Annotated in this window: 14 protein-coding genes and 1 CRISPR repeat array; of the genes, 7 read left to right on the top strand and 7 right to left on the bottom strand. The window is 43.6% G+C overall.

The genetic code is table 11. The features are described from left to right. The first annotated feature begins 50 nt into the window (after window positions 1-50). From J7529_RS05955 to J7529_RS05945, 3 genes are all read left to right on the top strand, one after another. Window positions 51-740, top strand: a complete 690-nt coding sequence (locus J7529_RS05955) for an ATP-dependent Clp protease proteolytic subunit (RefSeq protein WP_271942912.1) — start codon at window positions 51-53, stop codon at window positions 738-740. A 69-nt stretch (window positions 741-809) separates the two neighbouring features. Continuing rightward, window positions 810-1406: an ATP-dependent Clp protease proteolytic subunit gene (locus J7529_RS05950; RefSeq protein WP_271942907.1), complete on the top strand. Its 597-nt coding sequence runs from the start codon at window positions 810-812 to the stop codon at window positions 1404-1406. A 201-nt stretch (window positions 1407-1607) separates the two neighbouring features. After that, complete coding sequence (locus J7529_RS05945; protein ID WP_318728232.1) at window positions 1608-2228, top strand: J domain-containing protein; 621 nt, start codon at window positions 1608-1610, stop codon at window positions 2226-2228. Between the two features lie 14 nt (window positions 2229-2242). Here the strand turns inward: J7529_RS05945 and J7529_RS05940 are convergent, their stop codons facing one another. Further along, window positions 2243-3253: a potassium channel family protein gene (locus J7529_RS05940; RefSeq protein ID WP_413038820.1), complete on the bottom strand. Its 1011-nt coding sequence runs from the start codon at window positions 3251-3253 to the stop codon at window positions 2243-2245. 187 nt (window positions 3254-3440) lie between these two features. Here J7529_RS05940 and J7529_RS05935 point away from each other — a divergent pair, with 187 nt between their 5' ends. Beyond that, the gene (locus J7529_RS05935) at window positions 3441-4211 is read left to right on the top strand and encodes an HAD-IA family hydrolase (RefSeq protein ID WP_413038819.1); all 771 of its coding nucleotides are present in this window, start codon (window positions 3441-3443) and stop codon (window positions 4209-4211) included. A gap of 14 nt (window positions 4212-4225) precedes the next feature. On the opposite strand, the gene J7529_RS05930 is transcribed toward J7529_RS05935, so the two are convergent. Then, a complete protein-coding gene (locus tag J7529_RS05930; protein WP_318728229.1) occupies window positions 4226-6025 on the bottom strand; it encodes a penicillin-binding protein 2 in 1800 nt (599 codons plus the stop codon). Between the two features lie 193 nt (window positions 6026-6218). Next, window positions 6219-6848 carry a hypothetical protein gene (locus tag J7529_RS05925; protein ID WP_318728228.1) on the bottom strand — a complete coding sequence of 210 codons (630 nt, stop codon included), beginning with the start codon at window positions 6846-6848 and terminating at the stop codon, window positions 6219-6221. Between the two features lie 159 nt (window positions 6849-7007). On the opposite strand from J7529_RS05925, the gene J7529_RS05920 reads away from it, so the two are divergent. After that, a complete protein-coding gene (locus J7529_RS05920; protein ID WP_318728227.1) occupies window positions 7008-7304 on the top strand; it encodes a DUF3288 family protein in 297 nt (98 codons plus the stop codon). Between the two features lie 77 nt (window positions 7305-7381). On the opposite strand, the gene J7529_RS05915 is transcribed toward J7529_RS05920, so the two are convergent. The 3 genes from J7529_RS05915 to J7529_RS05905 all read right to left on the bottom strand — a co-directional run bounded on the left by J7529_RS05915 (window position 7382) and on the right by J7529_RS05905 (window position 10584). Beyond that, window positions 7382-8794, bottom strand: coding sequence for an MlaD family protein (locus J7529_RS05915; protein WP_318728226.1), 1413 nt, complete (start codon window positions 8792-8794; stop codon window positions 7382-7384). A 40-nt stretch (window positions 8795-8834) separates the two neighbouring features. After that, window positions 8835-9617 (bottom strand): ABC transporter ATP-binding protein, encoded by a 783-nt coding sequence (locus J7529_RS05910; protein WP_318728225.1) that lies wholly within the window; start codon window positions 9615-9617, stop codon window positions 8835-8837. Between the two features lie 127 nt (window positions 9618-9744). Next, window positions 9745-10584: a DUF4344 domain-containing metallopeptidase gene (locus J7529_RS05905; RefSeq protein ID WP_318728224.1), complete on the bottom strand. Its 840-nt coding sequence runs from the start codon at window positions 10582-10584 to the stop codon at window positions 9745-9747. A gap of 291 nt (window positions 10585-10875) precedes the next feature. Between J7529_RS05905 and J7529_RS05900 the strand changes: the two genes are divergently transcribed. Further along, window positions 10876-12366 (top strand): FAD-linked oxidase C-terminal domain-containing protein, encoded by a 1491-nt coding sequence (locus J7529_RS05900; RefSeq protein WP_318728223.1) that lies wholly within the window; start codon window positions 10876-10878, stop codon window positions 12364-12366. Between the two features lie 87 nt (window positions 12367-12453). Further along, window positions 12454-14346 (top strand): sensor histidine kinase, encoded by a 1893-nt coding sequence (locus tag J7529_RS05895; protein ID WP_318728222.1) that lies wholly within the window; start codon window positions 12454-12456, stop codon window positions 14344-14346. Between the two features lie 253 nt (window positions 14347-14599). Beyond that, a CRISPR array of direct repeats spans window positions 14600-17970; the repeat unit is 37 nt; unit sequence GTTTCAATCCCTCATAGGGATTTATGTTGGTTTCAAC. A gap of 229 nt (window positions 17971-18199) precedes the next feature. Here the strand turns inward: J7529_RS05895 and cas2 are convergent. Continuing rightward, window positions 18200-18472, bottom strand: a complete 273-nt coding sequence (cas2, locus tag J7529_RS05890) for a CRISPR-associated endonuclease Cas2 (RefSeq protein WP_318728221.1) — start codon at window positions 18470-18472, stop codon at window positions 18200-18202. Window positions 18473-18480 lie beyond the last annotated feature (8 nt).

Here is an 18480-nt window from a genome sequence, read left to right as displayed (position 1 = left end):
GCTAGGATAAGAAATATTAACAAATAGCCATTCAATAGCAATCCTAGTCTATGGATACACCGATTAAGGCCGTACAATCTCCCTACTACGGAGATGCCTATTATCGAACGCCCCCCCCAGATCTCGCCTCCTTACTCCTCAAGGAGCGCATCGTTTATTTGGGGATGCCCCTATTTTCCGACGATCAAGTCAAACAACAAGTTGGGATCGATGTCACCGAACTGATTATCGCCCAACTGTTGTATCTACAATTTGACAGTCCCGAAAAACCGATCTACTTCTACATCAACTCCACTGGAACCTCCTGGTATGGAGGAGAAGCCGTTGGTTTTGAAACTGAAGCCTTCGCCATCTGCGATACCCTCAGTTACATTAAACCTCCCGTGCATACCATTTGCATTGGTCAAGCCATGGGAACTGCATCCATGATCCTCTCGGCTGGGACTAAAGGCTGTCGTGCTAGTCTGGGCCATGCTACCATCGTCCTCAATCAACCGCGCACAGGTACACAAGGGCAAGCCACGGATATTCAAATTCGGGCGAAGGAAGTGATCGACAATAAACAGACGATGCTCTCGATCTTGTCCCAAAATACGGGCCAAACTGTAGAGAAAATTGCCAAAGATACCGATCGCATGTTCTACCTGACTCCTGAAGAAGCCCAAGAATATGGATTGATTGATAAAGTATTAACCAGTAGCAAGGATCTTCCCCAACCCATGCCTGCCATGAGTTCTTAACCCTTGGGCAATTGAACGTTTATTGACGTTTATCCTTTTGTTTTGTTGTTCATTTTTTGGTATTTTCTTATGCCTATCGGTGTTCCTAGTGTTCCCTATCGTCTCCCTGGAAGTCCTTATGAGCGGTGGATTAATATTTACGATCGCCTCTATCAAGAGCGGATCATCTTTCTCGGCCGTGAAGTTACGGATAGTTTAGCCAACCAACTGGTAGCGGTAATGCTCTATTTAGACTCCGATGACCAGAATAAGCCCATTTACTTGTACATTAATTCTCCTGGTGGTTCAGTGACCGCAGGCATGGCCATTTACGATACCATGCAGCACATTAAATCAGAAGTGATCACCATCTGTGTAGGGTTAGCCGCTTCCATGGGAGCCTTCTTACTGGCGGCGGGGAGTCCAGGTAAACGGTTGGCACTGCCCCATTCTCGGATCATGATTCACCAACCCCTCGGCGGTGTAGGGAGACGACAAGCGACGGATATTCAAATTGAAGCTCAACAAATTCTCCGCACTCGCTCGCAGTTGAATGAGCTAATGGCGAAACACACCAAACAACCCCTAGAGAAAATTGAAAAGGATACCGATCGCGATTATTTCATGTCTTCTGAAGAGGCCAAAGAGTATGGTCTCATCGATAAGGTGATCGTAGACCGGGTTTAGTTGAGCGGTGGATAACAGAGTAGACTTCTTGCAGACGTTAGGCAATCGGCAATAGTCAATCAGAATATAGGATTACTGCATGACTATTCCTTTTCTGCCCACTGATGCAAGAGGTCTATTCAAAAATACTATATATGCTGTATAGTCTGTTATCCTCTAAGTTGAGGGGATGAGGAGTGTTTTTATTTTCACTGTTTGTGGATGGATATTGCCTATTATTACCGAGTGTTGAGCTTAAAACCAGGGGCCTCGTTTGCGGAGGTTAAGGCTTCCTATCGGCGTTTGGCGCGAGGATGTCATCCTGATGTTAATCCGGGAGATAGACAAGCCAAGGAAAAGTTTATTCAACTCACGCAAGCCTACGAAATTCTCTTAAAAGAAATTTCTGAGGTAGCCAATACAGAAATAGGATTTGAAGCGTTTTCTCACTCTTCCCCTGAACCCACCGTAACGCCTACGCCCTCCCCTGCGCCTGCTCCCCGCAAGGTGAAAATTCCTCCCTTAAACCCCCAGGATAAACGGCTAAAGCAAAGTGCTTATGAGCAATTACGAGAGTTTTTAAAAACGAAGCGCTTTCCCCGGGCGATCGCCTTAGTGGAAGCTCTACGCGATCGCCTCCCCATCGATCCAGAAGTCCGTCAATGGCAGGCGATTACTTATCAATCCTACGGCCAACATTTACTGAAACAAAATCAACTCGAAAAGGCGCAACTCTATCTGCAAAGAGCCAGACGCACGGACCCCCACAACCGCCGTTTGTGCCTAGAAGTTGAACAAAACCTCAACCAGTTGGGAATCCAATCTGCCCATCAACAAGTGTAATCACGAATGATGAATTAACCGTGAGGATTTAGGGGAGAGAGCAGTTGTTTTAAGCGCCGAATTTGTTCGGAGGTTCCCATACAAATGAGTAAGTCTTGGGGGAGTAGCAAAGTTTCTCCCGTTGGCGCTCCGATGACGGTTCCATCTTGGCGACGGATGGCGAGGACCAGAACGCCAGAGCGCGATCGCAGTTGCATTTGTTGAAGCGATTGGCCAATATAGGGACAGCGATCGCTATCAATCCCGAATTCTTCAATCAATAAGGAGCGATTTTTACCCGTGATCATACCATCAACGAAATGCATCACTTGAGGTCGTAAGGCAGCAGTCGCCATTTTGCGTCCAGCCGTCGTATAAGGAGAAACAACGGCATCCGCTCCTCCTCGATAGAGTTTCAGTGCTGCTTCATCGGTACTAACGCGGGCGATCGTCCTGATTTGGCTATTGAGACTTTTGGCTGATAAAACTGTGTAGAGATTCTGTGCATCAGACGGTAGAGCAGCAACCAAACAACAGGCTTGATTAATGCCTGCTCTATGCAACGTATCATCTAGGGTGGCATCTCCTTGGAGGATAAGATACCCTAAACTTTGAGCCGCTTCTAGAGCTTCTGGTGAAGAGTCAACAATGACAAAGGGAACGCCTTCTTCATGGAATTCTAGGGCAATCTGTTGCCCCGTACGACCAAAACCGCAAATAATATAATGGTTGATTAAGTTTTTCAGCACTTTCTGTTTTTGTCGCAAACGTATTCCATCTTGAAAATAGCCTTGCAGGAAGGCTTCTGTAAATCGATTGACAATATACCCAATGCTAATCACTCCAAAAAAAATCAGGGCGATGGTAAAGATTCTCCCTCGTGATTCCATTGGCTCTACTTCGCCATAACCCACCGTTGTTAGGGTAATAATGGTCATATAAAAGGCATCAGGAAAAGACCATTTTTCTAGAACCATATAGCCGATGGTTCCCCACATGCAAACGAACCCTAGGGCAAGAACACCGACTAGAAGTTCTCGTTGCATTCGTTGATACTGTTGTTCAATGGAAGACACGTTTTATGGGTAATGGGTAATGGGTAATAGGTAATGGGTTATGCCCCCACTTTCCTATATGCCGCCGATCTTTACAGTCCAATAATATCTTACACTTGTGGTGTAAAATTAATCGGAAACTTAAGGTTTGTATAAAGTGGGGAAAGTTATGGCTAAAATGGAGCAACTGAAAGCGATTATTTTTGATGTGGATGGAACCCTGGCAGAAACAGAACGGGATGGTCATCGTGTGGCATTTAATCAGGTTTTTTCTAATGCAGGGTTACCGTGGCAATGGTCTGCTGAGTTTTATGGGCCACTTTTAGAAGTGTCGGGAGGAAAAGAGCGCCTGGTTTCTTATGTTCGCCAGTATCATCCCCAGTTTGAGCCTCCAGTGGAGTTGGAAGTATGGGCTGCCCAATTACATCGCCAGAAAACGAAGTATTATCGACAGTTTCTTTCTAAAGGTTCGATTCCCTTACGACCGGGTGTTCAACGGTTAATTGAAGAGGCTATAAGCAAAGATATACGCTTGGCGATCGCCACAACTAGCGCCCTACCGAATGCTATGGCTTTATTGGAGAAGTTTTTTCACCCGACTACGTTTGAATTGATTGCAGCCGGTGATATTGTCCCCCAAAAAAAACCTGCGCCTGATATTTATCATTATGTTCTAGAGCAAATGAATTTATCGCCTAGAGAGTGTTTGGTGATTGAGGATTCCCAAGCGGGGGTGCAAGCAGCGGCTGAAGTCGGTTTACCTACGTTAGTAACCCAAAATGAATATACTCAAAATCATGACTTTCCTGGGGCGATCGCCGTTTTAAGCGATTTGGGCGAACCGGATGCTCCGTTTACCGTCATTCGCGGCGATCTGGGAATTTATACGTATACGACTCTAGCAACTTTAAACTTTCTCCATCAGCAGGTCCTATCCATTAAACCTTAAAAGCAATATACCCATTATTCATTAGGTTGATGAGTAGACGGAGGAATCTTCTCCATGGGAATGAGGGCTTCCATTACAGATTTTACAATCGGAGCCGATACCGTACCCCCAAAAGCTCCTGCACCTTTCGGTTCATCAACCACTGCAACGACCACATAGGGGCCATCCGGCAAAATACCAACAAAACTGGTTATTTTTGCGGATTCATAATACCCACCACCCGCATAAGCCTTCTGAGCCGTTCCGGTTTTACCTGCCACTCTATAATTGGGGATATGGGCCGCCTTTCCACTCCCCCCATCCACCACGGCTTCCATCATCGCTAAAACGGCTTCAGTTGTTTCTTGAGAAAACACTCGGCGGGGAGGTTCAATACTTGGAGTATAGTGCAATTGTCCTTGTACATCCCTAAGTCCCTTAACCACATGAGGAGTGACTAAAAATCCCCCATTGGCCAAAGTGGCATGGAGTTGGGCAAGTTTCAGGGGAGTTAAGGATAATCCTTGACCAAAGGAGACAACAGCCGGCTCAACAGCTATATTGACAAAATGTTCTTTTGGTTTGAGGTAACCCGCGGTTTCTCCTGGTAAATCAATTCCCATAAGACTTGAAAGTCCCAGGTTTTCCAGCCAGTCATAAAAGACTTCTGGCTTCATCTGCTGGACAACTCTAACCATCGCGACATTACTGGAATATTTGATAATATCGGTTAGACTTGATACTCCTCTACCTCCATTGGCATCAAAGTCATAATTCTGAATCGGCCATTCACCGATATAAATCTGTCCTGGATCGTAAAACTGATCGTCAGGTTCAATCGCATCTGCTTCTAAGGCGATCGCCACATTAATCGGCTTAAACGTCGATCCTGGCTCATATAAATCAGTAATTGCCCAGTTTTTTAATAACCCTAAATCGGCTTTCCAATAGGTATTGGCATCAAACGACGGATATTGCACCAACGACAAGATCGACCCATCCGATGCATCCATCACAATCACCGTACCCCGCTTGGCCTGATATTGTTTCATCTGCTCAGAAAGGGCTAACCGAGAAACCCGTTGCAGCCGAGTATCCAGGGTTAATTGCAATTGCAGGGCATCCATATTTAACAAGGGAGTCAATCCTTGATTGGGTAAAATATCGCCTTCTCCCGTGCGCGTCACTTCGACCCACTCACTAGAGCGCTCTAGAATATTTTCATAGGCAGCTTCGATTCCAGATTGTCCCACCCGCTCCATATTCACATATCCCACCACTTCCGATACCAGATCTTCTTGGGGATAAATCCGCTCTTGATAGGCATTTAACTCTAAGCCATCAATAGATAGCGTTTGAATCCGACGAGCGGCATCTTCCGGCACACTATACTGAATTTGAATCCCTGTCGGCCCTTCAGAAAAGCGTTGCATGAGTTGATTGGCCGGTATACCTAAGATACTAGAGAGGGCGCTAGCAATCTCTGGCATAGGTCGCTTAAACAGGATGGGATGGGCGTACAAGGTAAACCGGGGTTGATCGACTGCCAAAAAATGTCCTTGGCGATCGACAATAGACCGACGGGAAGTCGCCTTCTGTTCTTGACTGCGTTGTTGCTGTTGTGCCTTTTCGTGCAACTCGGCACTCTGAATGACCTGTAAGCTTAATAATTTTAGGCTTAATCCCAATAAACCAGCAATCAGCACTCCCCAAACCACTACTGATCGCATCTGAGGGACAGCAGCCATTTTTCTACCTGGCTTTCTAGGGAAAGAACCCGTGGCGATCGCTTTCCGTTGGCTTATATGTTTGCTCGGCCGAGAAGTTGAGGCCATAATTGCTCAAATAAACTAATTAATCCCTGAAAAACAAGTGGCTCTAAGCCACTTGTTAAGTATAACTTCATAGACCAATGGTATAGCAGAGAAAGAGTGGGTTAGGACTCCGGTTCAATACGGAAACCTAGCTACCATAACCTATTCCCTATTCCCCATTCCCTATTCCCATTAGGTCTTCTAATTGGAAACCTTAATATCCCCAAGGTTTAGAGGATAACGGTTCCGGTGCTAAATTCGGCAAAGACTCAGAAATAGCAGGAACCGAACGTTGTTCGACTGGCTCAAGGAAAATCGTAGTCTCTGGATTTTGAGGAACTAAACCGGTATCTTCGGTTTCTGCTTGGGATGCCATCCGATTTTTTAAGATTTCACTAGCCGTAACTAATTGACGCTCATAGCGTTCTAGATTTTGCAGATGGTCGTATTTTTTCATCCATTCTTGCTGTGTTTGCACCGTTAGACTATAGATTCCCATGGTAGCTGCACCCAAACCTAGGGTACAAAAAAAGAGGATTTTTTCGATCGCCCGTAGAGCGACTACACTCTTTGGTAATTGGTTATGTTTTGGATCTAAGCGTTTAACGGTTCCTGATTGAGTTAATCCCTGAACTGACGTAGATTTATCGACAACCCGTCGCTGAAAGCGGTCATTCCGAGCAATCTGTGAAGGCACTCTAGAAGAACTAGCCGATGGCGAAGTGGATGGTATTTTAGGAGCTTGAGGTTGGGAAGAGACTAACCGCAGTCTGGAACGATTCGGGTTGTGTAAACGAGGTTGGCGACGAGGGGAGGAATCGGGAAAGGATTTGAGAGCAACCATGGAATTGAATAAATTTGGGAGTAGTTTAACATTAATGCTCGAGGCTCGGAATCAATGGCTTAACTCATAGGTCAAGGATTCCGTTTAGTCATATTATGGTTTAGATGGTATAGCACTGTCTCCCTTTTGCCGGTTGATTGAAGTTCAGGATAGAGCGTTATGAATCATGAATCTGGAAAGGATCAAAAGCATCCCCGTGAGGATCGCGATCGCCTGATTGTGGATCAATTGCTCCAACATTCTGGAGAACCGACAGATTTTCATTTAGTAGAATTAGCGCGTTTGAGAATTCGTTACCAAGATTTTCCAGGTGCTAGAGCGCTACAACAGGATTTAAACCGCGCCATGCAACAGTGGAACTTGAATGAGGAAGCCTTATTTGAGCGAACCTGTGCCATTCATATCCAAGGATTGGTGTATAAACGAGGAAACAATCAACAGGAGGATTGGAGTTAGAGGGCTGTGCGCTGTGCGCTAGGGAATAGGGAATCTCTGTATCTCCGTGTCTCTGTGTCGTCCATCTCCCCATCTCCCTATGGATTAAAATCAAGCGAGGGTGTGGAAGGGGAAAAATCCGCAAAGGGAAACTCTGGATTCAGTTCAAAGAGGGTTTTCGGTTCAATCTTAAAATCCACTTTGATATTAGAATCCATATCCTGTACTATGTTCCAGTCCGTTAACTCTGGAGCATTGAATGCCTCAACTTGTGGCAACTGTTGCTGAAGCTTGGGAGATTGCATTTGGGTCTTAATCGGCTCTAAAACCTGGGCAATTTCCGCTTGTTCTTCTAGACGTTCTGTAGAAGAAACCAATTGACCCAAACCATTAACCAAATTACGAATATTCTGGCGAAATTCGGGATCGCCGAGTAAATCATCCATATCTGAGGTTATTTTTTGGGCATTTTGAAATGTTGAGCGAGCTGAATCTAAGGTTTGTTGGAGCATCAACAAAGTCGTAGGATTGTTAATGCCATCAGATAAATCTTTTAAGTTGGCAGAAGCTTGGGCAGCATTGGCTGAAAGAATTTCTAGGTTATTGATCAACTCTCCTTGTTGCACTTGACTGAGAATTGGGGTCAATGTAGATACAGCAATCTTCATCTCCTCGGATGTGCGCTCTAAATTCGCTAAGGTGCTAGTAAGATTGGTGCGATTTTGGGCAATCAAACCATTCATATTTTGTAGTGCAGTTCTTAGTTCGGCACTGGTGCTTTCCACTTGTCTAGTCAGTTGGGCACTACTTTCAGTAAATTGGGTGGTTGCTTGCAGGGTGGATTGACGAATTTGATCCGCTGCCGCACCTACGGATTCAGTTGCATTAGAGATCGTACTGATTTCTCCCTTAGCCAGGGTCGTTAGTTCTGCTAGTTCAGCGCTCAGAACTGTAAAATTTTCAGTCGCAGATGTTGCTCCGTCCAGGGTAGACATCAGACGAGCATAAAATTCTTCCGAACTAAAGAGTTCTGCCATATCTAGACCCCTGCGTAGGAGTTCAACATAGCTGACTCCAATTTGGCCAGAAAGTCGGCTTCCTTCGCAAATAACCACGGTCCGATCGCAGTCCTGACCCTGAGCCGAAGTCATATTTGCTGGCACAGAAGATAAGGGAATAATATCAATTGTCGTGGAGCCAACTAAACCGGATTGATTGGCTTCAATGAGCGCATTTTTTGGCATCACCAAATCTGCTTGATGAATATTAAGGGTGACATCAACCCCATTTGATCCTGGATTAATGGCAGCCACGGAACCAACTTCGACCCCACGATATCGAACTTCTGCCCCAATTTGTATTCCTTCAGTATTGTCAAATTCGACAATTACGGAGTAAATTTGTCTACCAAAAGTTGCTCCGCGTAACCAAAGGATAAGACCGCCAAAAAGTCCCATCCCAACTAAAATAAGTAACCCAACTGAACCTTCTCGAATTGTCCGTTGACGCATGATGGTTTTCGCTTCCCTACAAGATCGTACCCGCTTTATCTTAACTGATGACGGGAATCGGGCCCTCTAAGCTCCCGGCGGCAAATTGACGAATATAGGGATTATCTGTGTCATCAATTTCTTCAATTTTGCCATCCCATTGGACTTTACCCTGGTGCATGAAGACGATCCGATCTGTGGTGCGGCGAATGGTACTTTCTTGGTGGGTGACCATTACATAGGTACTACAGCCTCCTTGTTTCTGTTTGAGAGAGCGAATCAAGTCTTCAACGACGGTGGAGGCAATGGGATCGAGCCCAGCAGTGGGTTCATCGTAGAGCAGGACTTCGGGATGGTCTTGGGGATCTTGGGGATTTTCCATAATGGCTCGGGCAAAGCTGACTCGTTTGCGCATTCCTCCAGATAGTTGAGCCGGGAAGCGATCACTAATTCCCGATAATCCCACTAATTCCAGTTTTGTTTCCACCATTTCCCGGATATGTTTTTGAGGAATTTTGCCTTCTTGATAGAGTCGAAATCCGACATTTTCCGCCACAGTTAACGAGTCAAATAAGGCAGCCTGTTGAAAGACCATACCAATCGTAATTGGGTCTTGGATATCTCCCACTAACCCTTCACGCTTTTGTCCAGAGACATAAATTTCGCCAGCATCCGGTTGATGTAAACCAGCAATAATTCTTAGGATTGTGGATTTCCCTGTCCCGGAGGGCCCGATAATCCCTAATGCTTCTCCTTTGTAGATCGTCAGGTCAAGGTTATCTAAAATCCTGCTTTGACCAAAGGTTTGGCAAATACCGCGCAGTTCAATTAAGGGTTCACCCATGGAATATGCATAATTTGGCTGGCTTTTGGCAGTATACTCGATTAAGGGCTATTTGCCAATGTGATGCACAGTGTGAAGAATGTAGGGAATAGGATAGTCTTGTAATTTCCTATTGCCTAGCGTTATATCATTTCCAAAAAGGTTCTAGTAAAGTGCCCCATGCCTCTGATTTTTGCTCGTATTCTTCCTCGCATATTTCCGCCCGTTCTTCTGGTAAATATCCCTCTTCGGGCAAGAATGCAAATTCCTGGCGATCGCTACCATAGATTAAACATGCCGTATCATAAAAACGTTGTGAACTTAACGCATGTTCGCCCCAAAAGGGAAGACTTTCGAGATTTTCTGCTTCCTCTGCTGCTTCTGCTTCAAACTGAAACATCCCACTCAATGCTCCCGCATCATCTTCATAAACATCGAGGAGAATAATCGTGGAAAACGTATCAACGGCATCTTCTTCTTTTCCTATAATTGGGAGTTCGTACAGATCGACTAAAGCATGACCGAGTTCGTGAAAAAAGGTAAATAAACTCGCATCAATAACTGCATATGCAAAATCTTCTTCAGTTTCACTATTTTCTGTAAAAATTGAGAGAAATTCATCGATCAACTCATAACACATCGTAATGGTCACTGCATTTGGATCGTAATAAGCATTAGCTTCATCACAAGTGGTGAAAACAACAGTGATATCCGTTGGAAATACAAGCATTTCGTTTAAATCACTTGCCAGATCATCATAAAACTCAGTCTCAATCAATGCGGTGCGGATATTTGCCCATACTTCGTCGTCGGTTTCCTCATAACTCATAATAATGTCACCCCTATCTTCGATCTGAGAGTCATAGGCATCAGATGTAATCGTCTCGCCTATAGTGCAATTACTTAAACTGCCTAATAACGCTAATGAGAGTACACTTTTTGCTAAATACGGATAGCTCTGCTGGCATACTCTATGAAAATGATTCATTATTAATTTAGTGATTTTAGTTATGGGGTGAGGGGTATCCCTCGATGGAATAGAGGCTATATAGAGTATAGTGGCAGTGTCTGGTGCATCAATAAAGGACTTAACTTTGTTCCCTCTTCCCCGTTCCCTGTCGGTAATCGCGGAAACGTCAGCATCTCAGACCGTGATAAAAAGGCGATCGCTTCACGGATGACAACAGTCTCTAGAGAGACCAAAAGAATTATTTTAAGGCAGCAACAACTCCTCGATCTTGGTTAAAGTAGAAACAGTGACTTTTTTTTCTGGATCTCCATGCTCAGTTCGCCCCCCCAAGTCTCCCGCACTAACTCAGATTGGAAACGTATTATTCGCGACTTTGAACAAGTCCTTGGCCGTAGAAATGTCATCCAGCGCAAGGAAGAACTTCTAACCTATGAATGTGATGGATTGACCAGTTATCGGGTGCGGCCGAAACTGGTATTACTGCCGCGCGATACCGAAGAAGTGGCAGAAACCGTCAAATTATGCGATCGCTACCAACTTCCCTGGGTAGCACGGGGCGCAGGCACGGGACTCTCTGGAGGCGCTCTACCTGTAGAAAATGGAGTCTTAATTTCTACGGCATTTATGCGCAATATCCTAGATATTGACCTGGAAAATCAACAAGTGGTGGTGCAACCGGCTGTCATTAATAACTGGGTTACCGAAGCAGTCAGTGGTGCAGGGTTCTATTATGCCCCCGATCCCTCCAGTCAAATTATTTGCTCGATTGGCGGTAATGTAGCGGAAAACTCAGGAGGAGTCCATTGTTTCAAATATGGAGTCACCACCAACCACGTTCTTGGCTTAAAACTTGTGCTTCCCGATGGTTCTATCGTTGATGTGGGTGGAGAAGTACCAGAAATGCCTGGATATGACCTAACAGGATTGTTTGTTGGTTCAGAAGGAACCCTAGGCATTGCCACAGAAATTCGATTGCGGATTATTAAACAAGCGGAAGCCATTCAAGTCCTGCTCGCTGATTTTACCAGTATTGAAGCAGCAGGGGCTGCGGTTTCTGATATTGTCAGCAGCGGTATTATTCCGGCTGGTATGGAAATGATGGATAACTTTAGCATTAATGCGGTTGAAGATGTGGTGGCCAGCAATTGTTATCCCAGAGATGCGGTTGCTATTCTCTTAGTTGAAGTAGATGGGTTAGAGGTAGAAGTGGCAGAAAATGCGAAACGCATTGCCGAAATTTGCCGCCAAAATGGAGCCAGACAGATCAAAACAGCGACCGATCCAGAGGAACGTCTAAAATTATGGAAAGGTCGTAAATCAGCGTTTGCCGCGGTGGGTAAAATCAAGCCAGATTATTATGTCCAGGATGGGGTTATTCCCCGGACTCAATTGCCCTATGTTCTGGGAGAAATTGAGAAACTGAGTAAAAGCTATGGCTATCCGGTGGCTAATGTATTTCATGCCGGAGATGGAAATCTTCATCCCCTTTTGCTCTACGATAATTCTATTCCTGGAGCTTTAGAAACGGTAGAGAAATTAGGAGGAGAAATTCTAAAAATCTGTGTGCAAGTAGGGGGCAGTATTTCGGGAGAACATGGCATTGGGGCCGATAAACTCTGTTATATGGAACAGATGTTTACACCCGTAGATTTGGAAACGATGCAATGGGTGAGAAGTGTGTTTAATCCCCAAGGTTTAGCGAATCCTGGTAAGTTGTTTCCAACTCCCAAAAGTTGTGGTGAAGCGGCTCAGTTGAAATCTCAGTTGGTGCAGGAGAATCCCAACGTGGATCTATTTTAGGTCTAAAATGAATCTCTAAGGTAAGTATATTAACGTTTATGGCTCGCGATCGCGTCAGCGATGCGGAGTATTCTCTCTATGTTCACTATGATCCGCTTTCCAATCAAATTATCGGCAATCAGTAGGCATCGTATTTTCATTTCGGCGATCGTCATGGCGACGATCGCCAGTTCTACGATTATTGGTTACTACACTTATCAGAGAGCTTACCAGGCTCTGCTCAAGAAACTTCAGAATCATGCCCTGAAAGAGGTCAAAGATGGGGTACAAGAGGTCGATCAATGGATTAGTCAGCGCAAGACAGAAGTCGAAACGATCGCCAATAGTCCCACGGCTCGCTCATTAGATTGGGAACAGATTAAGCCTTATTTAGTCCAAGAAGCCGAAAGAATTGAGCCGTTTAATCTTGGAGCCTTTTTTGAGAAAACAGGACGTTTTCATACCAGTCAAGGGAAGACGAATCAGGCTCAAGATCGCCTGTATTTCCAGCGAGCCATGCAAGGGAAAGTAAATGTTTCCGATCCTCTGATTTCCCGTTCCACAGGCTTATTACAGATTATGATTGTTGCGCCGATCACTCCAGATGCACCTTTAGATTATCAGCCACAAGGGGCGATCGCTGCTCCCGTCCCCCTAAAACGTTTAATACAAGTCATTGAGCAGTTATCCTATGGCCCAAATAGTTATGCATTTATGCTCGATTCTCAGGGGGTTCCTATTGTTCCTCGCGATCTGGACATCTTTGGATTTGAAAGCAATGAACCTACCTCATTACTCAAAAATAAAGATCCACTATTAAGGATCTTAGCGCAACAAATGGTTAACGGGAATCAGGGAATTAATTTAGTCAATTGGCTGGATCGGAAATACTATCTTGCCTATGTGCCCCTAGAAGAAGCCAATTTTTCTATTGCTTTAGTTATCCCCCACCAAAATATTGACCAAGATTTACGACCTTTACATATTCTGGCTTTCATGATAGTTACTGTTGTCCTGTTAATGCTATTCGTTGTCTGGCGAGCGCAAAACTGGGAACAAAATTATCTGCGTCAAGCCAAAGAAAAATCTGATAAAAATGCCCATGAATTAAGCATGACTTTAGCTGAATTACAATGGACTCAAGCACAATTAGTTCAAACCGAGAAAATGTCTTCTTTGGGACAGTTGGTCGCTGGAGTTGCCCATGAATTCAATAATCCCGTAAACTTCATCCATGGAAATTTGATTTACGCCCATCAATATTTTAATGATCTAACAGAATTGGTTAAAACTTATCAAGATTATATGCCTAATCCTCCTGAAGAAATCACTCAAAAGCTAGAGGAAATAGATTGGGATTTTTTAGAGTCAGATTTGCACAAGTTGTTGAATTCGATGAAATCAGGTACTGAGCGAGTCCGACAGTTAGTGAAGGGGTTACGCACCTTTTCCAGTTTAGATGAAGAAGGTCGTAAATTGGTCAATCTGAATGAGCATTTAGATCTTACATTGAGTATTCTAGTGAACCGTTTAAATCTAAAAGTAAATGATGAAAGAATTTTGGTGATTCGAGACTATAGAGAGTGGCCTTCGATTGAGTGTTATCCTGGGCTTCTCAATCAAGTTTTCCTCAATCTTTTGAACAATTCGATTGATGCTATTGAAGAAGCTGTGCAACAAGGGAAATGGTCCGATAAAAATGTAGAACAACCGAAAATTGAGATTAGAACTGAAGTCCTCAACTCCGGGGAAATTAAAGTGACAATCAAAGATAATGGAGTGGGGATTCCGGATCAGATTAGAGAACGAATTTTTGACCCATTTTTTACCACTAAAGTAGTAGGTAAAGGGACAGGGTTAGGCTTGGCAACCAGTTATCAAATTGTGGTCAATAAACATCAAGGTATTTTGGATTATGATTCAACCTTAAATGAAGGCAGTGAGTTTTATCTCCACTTACCATCAACTTACGGCGATTTGTGCTGTTGTCGCAGTCAATGAGTGGGTTGTAGCACTTTTCTCTTCTATGGAATAAACCTTGAAGCCTTAGACTCTAATACTATTTCTTGATGAAGCGGGGCTTCATCAAGAAAATGAAGATATCATAGGTAGTGAAATAGCAAAAAAAAAGTAAGGTTTTTATGGCAGGTGTATTAAAAGTGTAGCGGAGCTGGAAAAATTTTCCCTTATAGGGATTTATGTTGGTTTCAACTGGAGCCACGGAGACTTGCTGCCAATTATTGATGGGAACCCAGTTTCAATCCCTCATAGGGATTTATGTTGGTTTCAACTTTGCCGGTTTCTGGTGGATTTAAGCTTCATTTCCTGTTTTAATCCCTCATAGGGATTTATGTTGGTTTCAACCCTATTGGCATCGCAAATATTGTGAGTTCGCTGGCATCCGTTTCAATCCCTCATAGGGATTTATGTTGGTTTCAACGAATCTAGTATATATTTTAGAAGTTGCATTGACATGTTTCAATCCCTCATAGGGATTTATGTTGGTTTCAACTTGTGTGAGGATGTGGTAGCGAACCAGATGTTAGGTTTCAATCCCTCATAGGGATTTATGTTGGTTTCAACTTGAGCGATTTGTTACATTCCTTTACAGCTAATTTGGTTTCAATCCCTCATAGGGATTTATGTTGGTTTCAACCATCAATCCGGCACAAATGTACCCAAAAAAAGGGTTTCAATCCCTCATAGGGATTTATGTTGGTTTCAACAGTTGCATCAGAGTTGTACATGGCTCGTCAGACCGTTTCAATCCCTCATAGGGATTTATGTTGGTTTCAACTTGCGGAGCTGCCCATTGTTGGCGATCGACCAATGCTCGTTTCAATCCCTCATAGGGATTTATGTTGGTTTCAACTTTATTTTATATAATGGAGCTTTTTTATGAGAAAAATTGAAGGTTTCAATCCCTCATAGGGATTTATGTTGGTTTCAACGATTCCCACCTCCGAAAATCAGCCAGTTCGAGGGGTTTCAATCCCTCATAGGGATTTATGTTGGTTTCAACTCCATTAGCTATCTTGATATTAAATCTCTTCAGTCTCAACTTGTTTCAATCCCTCATAGGGATTTATGTTGGTTTCAACTTGGGTGTGATTCGGGTAGTGGGGAATAATAAGATTCATTGGTTTCAATCCCTCATAGGGATTTATGTTGGTTTCAACCACTCCTGATAAGCGTAATCTCGGTTTTACTTCTGTTTCAATCCCTCATAGGGATTTATGTTGGTTTCAACATTTTAAATGAAAAAATGACCCTATTTAGGGCCATGTTTCAATCCCTCATAGGGATTTATGTTGGTTTCAACAAGATGTTTTAGTCGATTATTTTGGAATTCAGGGGACTAAAGTTTCAATCCCTCATAGGGATTTATGTTGGTTTCAACGCGCGTCGCTCAATGCGCGTAAGTTTAACCAAGTATTTAGTTTCAATCCCTCATAGGGATTTATGTTGGTTTCAACTTTCTCGTCATAAATTGGATTCATCTATCAAATGTTATGTTTCAATCCCTCATAGGGATTTATGTTGGTTTCAACTAGGGTAGCGCTGCATTTTCTCCTGTACCTCTCGTTTCAATCCCTCATAGGGATTTATGTTGGTTTCAACAGAAATTGCGATCGATTTTTCCTGATCTCCGGTGTGTTTCAATCCCTCATAGGGATTTATGTTGGTTTCAACTCGTGTTGAGGTTAAGCTTTCTCCTGATCAATTTGAGTTTCAATCCCTCATAGGGATTTATGTTGGTTTCAACTGAAGAGCTAGAAAAACTTTTTCAGGTATGGATGTCATCAGTTTCAATCCCTCATAGGGATTTATGTTGGTTTCAACCATTCACCCGATTTACTGATGAGATGTATGTATTTTTAGTTTCAATCCCTCATAGGGATTTATGTTGGTTTCAACGATAGGCGAGTGGCGTTGCTTCGTGCTCTGCCGGTTTCAATCCCTCATAGGGATTTATGTTGGTTTCAACTCTAATTTTTTGCGGTGATTATTATGGAACATTTATCTAAGTTTCAATCCCTCATAGGGATTTATGTTGGTTTCAACATCTGGTGGGGTACTTGATTTTCGTGCTTCCGAGTTTCAATCCCTCATAGGGATTTATGTTGGTTTCAACTCTTTTCCCTCTGGCTCTTGGATTAAATTTTCCAATGTTTCAATCCCTCATAGGGATTTATGTTGGTTTCAACAATTTTCCAAAAATTAGATGAGGTTTCAAAATGCTCATTGTTTCAATCCCTCATAGGGATTTATGTTGGTTTCAACTCATCTGAAAGAGCTAGATTGTCCCATTCGTCGGGGTTTCAATCCCTCATAGGGATTTATGTTGGTTTCAACTTGTGAAGTTTTGCGGGATCCAACTGTTGTCGGTTGGCGTGTTTCAATCCCTCATAGGGATTTATGTTGGTTTCAACTAAAGTGAATTTACTCTCTCTGTACTCTTGCTCTAAGTTTCAATCCCTCATAGGGATTTATGTTGGTTTCAACTTTGTCCAAGGCATTGAAGAATGCCAAGAAGCTGAAATTAAAGGTTTCAATCCCTCATAGGGATTTATGTTGGTTTCAACCATGCTTCCTCACCCTGTTCTTAGCTTATCGCCCTTGTTTCAATCCCTCATAGGGATTTATGTTGGTTTCAACTGCAGGAAGCATCATTTGCAGTCATCTTGCAGCAGTTTCAATCCCTCATAGGGATTTATGTTGGTTTCAACTCGATGAAAGGTATGTCCCAAAATCCGAATTTCATGTTTCAATCCCTCATAGGGATTTATGTTGGTTTCAACTCTGCCGACGACGTAACTTCATGCTTGATAAGGCGTTTCAATCCCTCATAGGGATTTATGTTGGTTTCAACCAGGATTGATATCGCGATCGTCGTCGAGAGAGAGAAAAGTTTCAATCCCTCATAGGGATTTATGTTGGTTTCAACATGATAGAAGCTCGGCCTGTGTGGATTTTCCGGGTTTCAATCCCTCATAGGGATTTATGTTGGTTTCAACTATCCCCTAGCGATAGATTGAGCTACTACAAGGCGTTTCAATCCCTCATAGGGATTTATGTTGGTTTCAACTGATGAATGGTTCTGGATATTCATCGAGTTCAATGAGTTGATGTTTCAATCCCTCATAGGGATTTATGTTGGTTTCAACTGAAGAAACCTCAGAAATCTTTATCGCACCCTCTAATTCGTTTCAATCCCTCATAGGGATTTATGTTGGTTTCAACTAGCAAGAGGATGGGCGATCGCCTGCAAGAGGGGAAATAGGTTGTTTCAATCCCTCATAGGGATTTATGTTGGTTTCAACAAGATCCACTTATTGAAGCAGTAACTCAGGCATTGGTGTTTCAATCCCTCATAGGGATTTATGTTGGTTTCAACGGCATAGCCGGTTGGTGCTTTGCCGTGCCACTTTGCCCATAAGTTTCAATCCCTCATAGGGATTTATGTTGGTTTCAACTGAGCTGAAACCGCTTCGTCGTCTTCATCGTGAAGTTTCAATCCCTCATAGGGATTTATGTTGGTTTCAACTTCCGGGTGCGGCGGCCATCTGTGTGGCTGCTATGGATATGTTTCAATCCCTCATAGGGATTTATGTTGGTTTCAACTGCTGGCTCCTGAGACCCTTATGATATTTGGTTTTCAAGGTACATTTCCGACGCACACCTCTAATGGTAGCTCACTGGAGAGTAAAAAGCAAGTCGAAATCGCTGAAACCCTTGCCCTGTCTAGTCCGACGCTACCTTGAAACCAAAAAAACGCTGTAAGGCAAACTGGGTAAGCGATACAGCGATTTTGAACTCAAGGGCGATTTCCACACCCCCCTAGCGTCGGATTTTAGGCGAAAAAGATGGAGTCGTCGCGGGGTTGTTCGCCGCCGATGCGTTCTACTTTACCTTGGCAACAACCACAGAGGAAATAGAACCGAATGCTATCGGTGTCAGGCTTAATGACTTTGCTCAGTCGCTGGCGCAGTTTGGCGTACTGAGTTGCATTGAGATTGCACTCGAAGACCGAATATTGCATCCATTGTCCGTAGGATTTGAGGATTTTGTGGATGCGGGTGCGCCGTTTGTCTTCGGGGATATCGTAGCTGATGACGATGAACATGGGTGGGG

It is taken from the genome of Roseofilum sp. Guam (assembly GCF_017746735.1).
Lineage (GTDB): Bacteria > Cyanobacteriota > Cyanobacteriia > Cyanobacteriales > Desertifilaceae > Roseofilum > Roseofilum reptotaenium.
Note: the sequence above shows the minus strand (reverse complement) of the source record. Positions and strands in the feature narration are given on the sequence as shown.

Coding starts and splice junctions, on each gene's coding strand:
- J7529_RS05955 (WP_271942912.1), top strand. CDS start 51: ATGGATACACCGATTAAGGCCGTACAATCTCCCTACTACGGAGATGCC.
- J7529_RS05950 (WP_271942907.1), top strand. CDS start 810: ATGCCTATCGGTGTTCCTAGTGTTCCCTATCGTCTCCCTGGAAGTCCT.
- J7529_RS05945 (WP_318728232.1), top strand. CDS start 1,608: ATGGATATTGCCTATTATTACCGAGTGTTGAGCTTAAAACCAGGGGCC.
- J7529_RS05940 (WP_413038820.1), bottom strand. CDS start 3,253: ATGCAACGAGAACTTCTAGTCGGTGTTCTTGCCCTAGGGTTCGTTTGC.
- J7529_RS05935 (WP_413038819.1), top strand. CDS start 3,441: ATGGAGCAACTGAAAGCGATTATTTTTGATGTGGATGGAACCCTGGCA.
- J7529_RS05930 (WP_318728229.1), bottom strand. CDS start 6,025: ATGGCCTCAACTTCTCGGCCGAGCAAACATATAAGCCAACGGAAAGCG.
- J7529_RS05925 (WP_318728228.1), bottom strand. CDS start 6,848: ATGGTTGCTCTCAAATCCTTTCCCGATTCCTCCCCTCGTCGCCAACCT.
- J7529_RS05920 (WP_318728227.1), top strand. CDS start 7,008: ATGAATCATGAATCTGGAAAGGATCAAAAGCATCCCCGTGAGGATCGC.
- J7529_RS05915 (WP_318728226.1), bottom strand. CDS start 8,794: ATGCGTCAACGGACAATTCGAGAAGGTTCAGTTGGGTTACTTATTTTA.
- J7529_RS05910 (WP_318728225.1), bottom strand. CDS start 9,617: ATGGGTGAACCCTTAATTGAACTGCGCGGTATTTGCCAAACCTTTGGT.
- J7529_RS05905 (WP_318728224.1), bottom strand. CDS start 10,584: ATGAATCATTTTCATAGAGTATGCCAGCAGAGCTATCCGTATTTAGCA.
- J7529_RS05900 (WP_318728223.1), top strand. CDS start 10,876: ATGCTCAGTTCGCCCCCCCAAGTCTCCCGCACTAACTCAGATTGGAAA.
- J7529_RS05895 (WP_318728222.1), top strand. CDS start 12,454: ATGATCCGCTTTCCAATCAAATTATCGGCAATCAGTAGGCATCGTATT.
- cas2 (WP_318728221.1), bottom strand. CDS start 18,472: ATGTTCATCGTCATCAGCTACGATATCCCCGAAGACAAACGGCGCACC.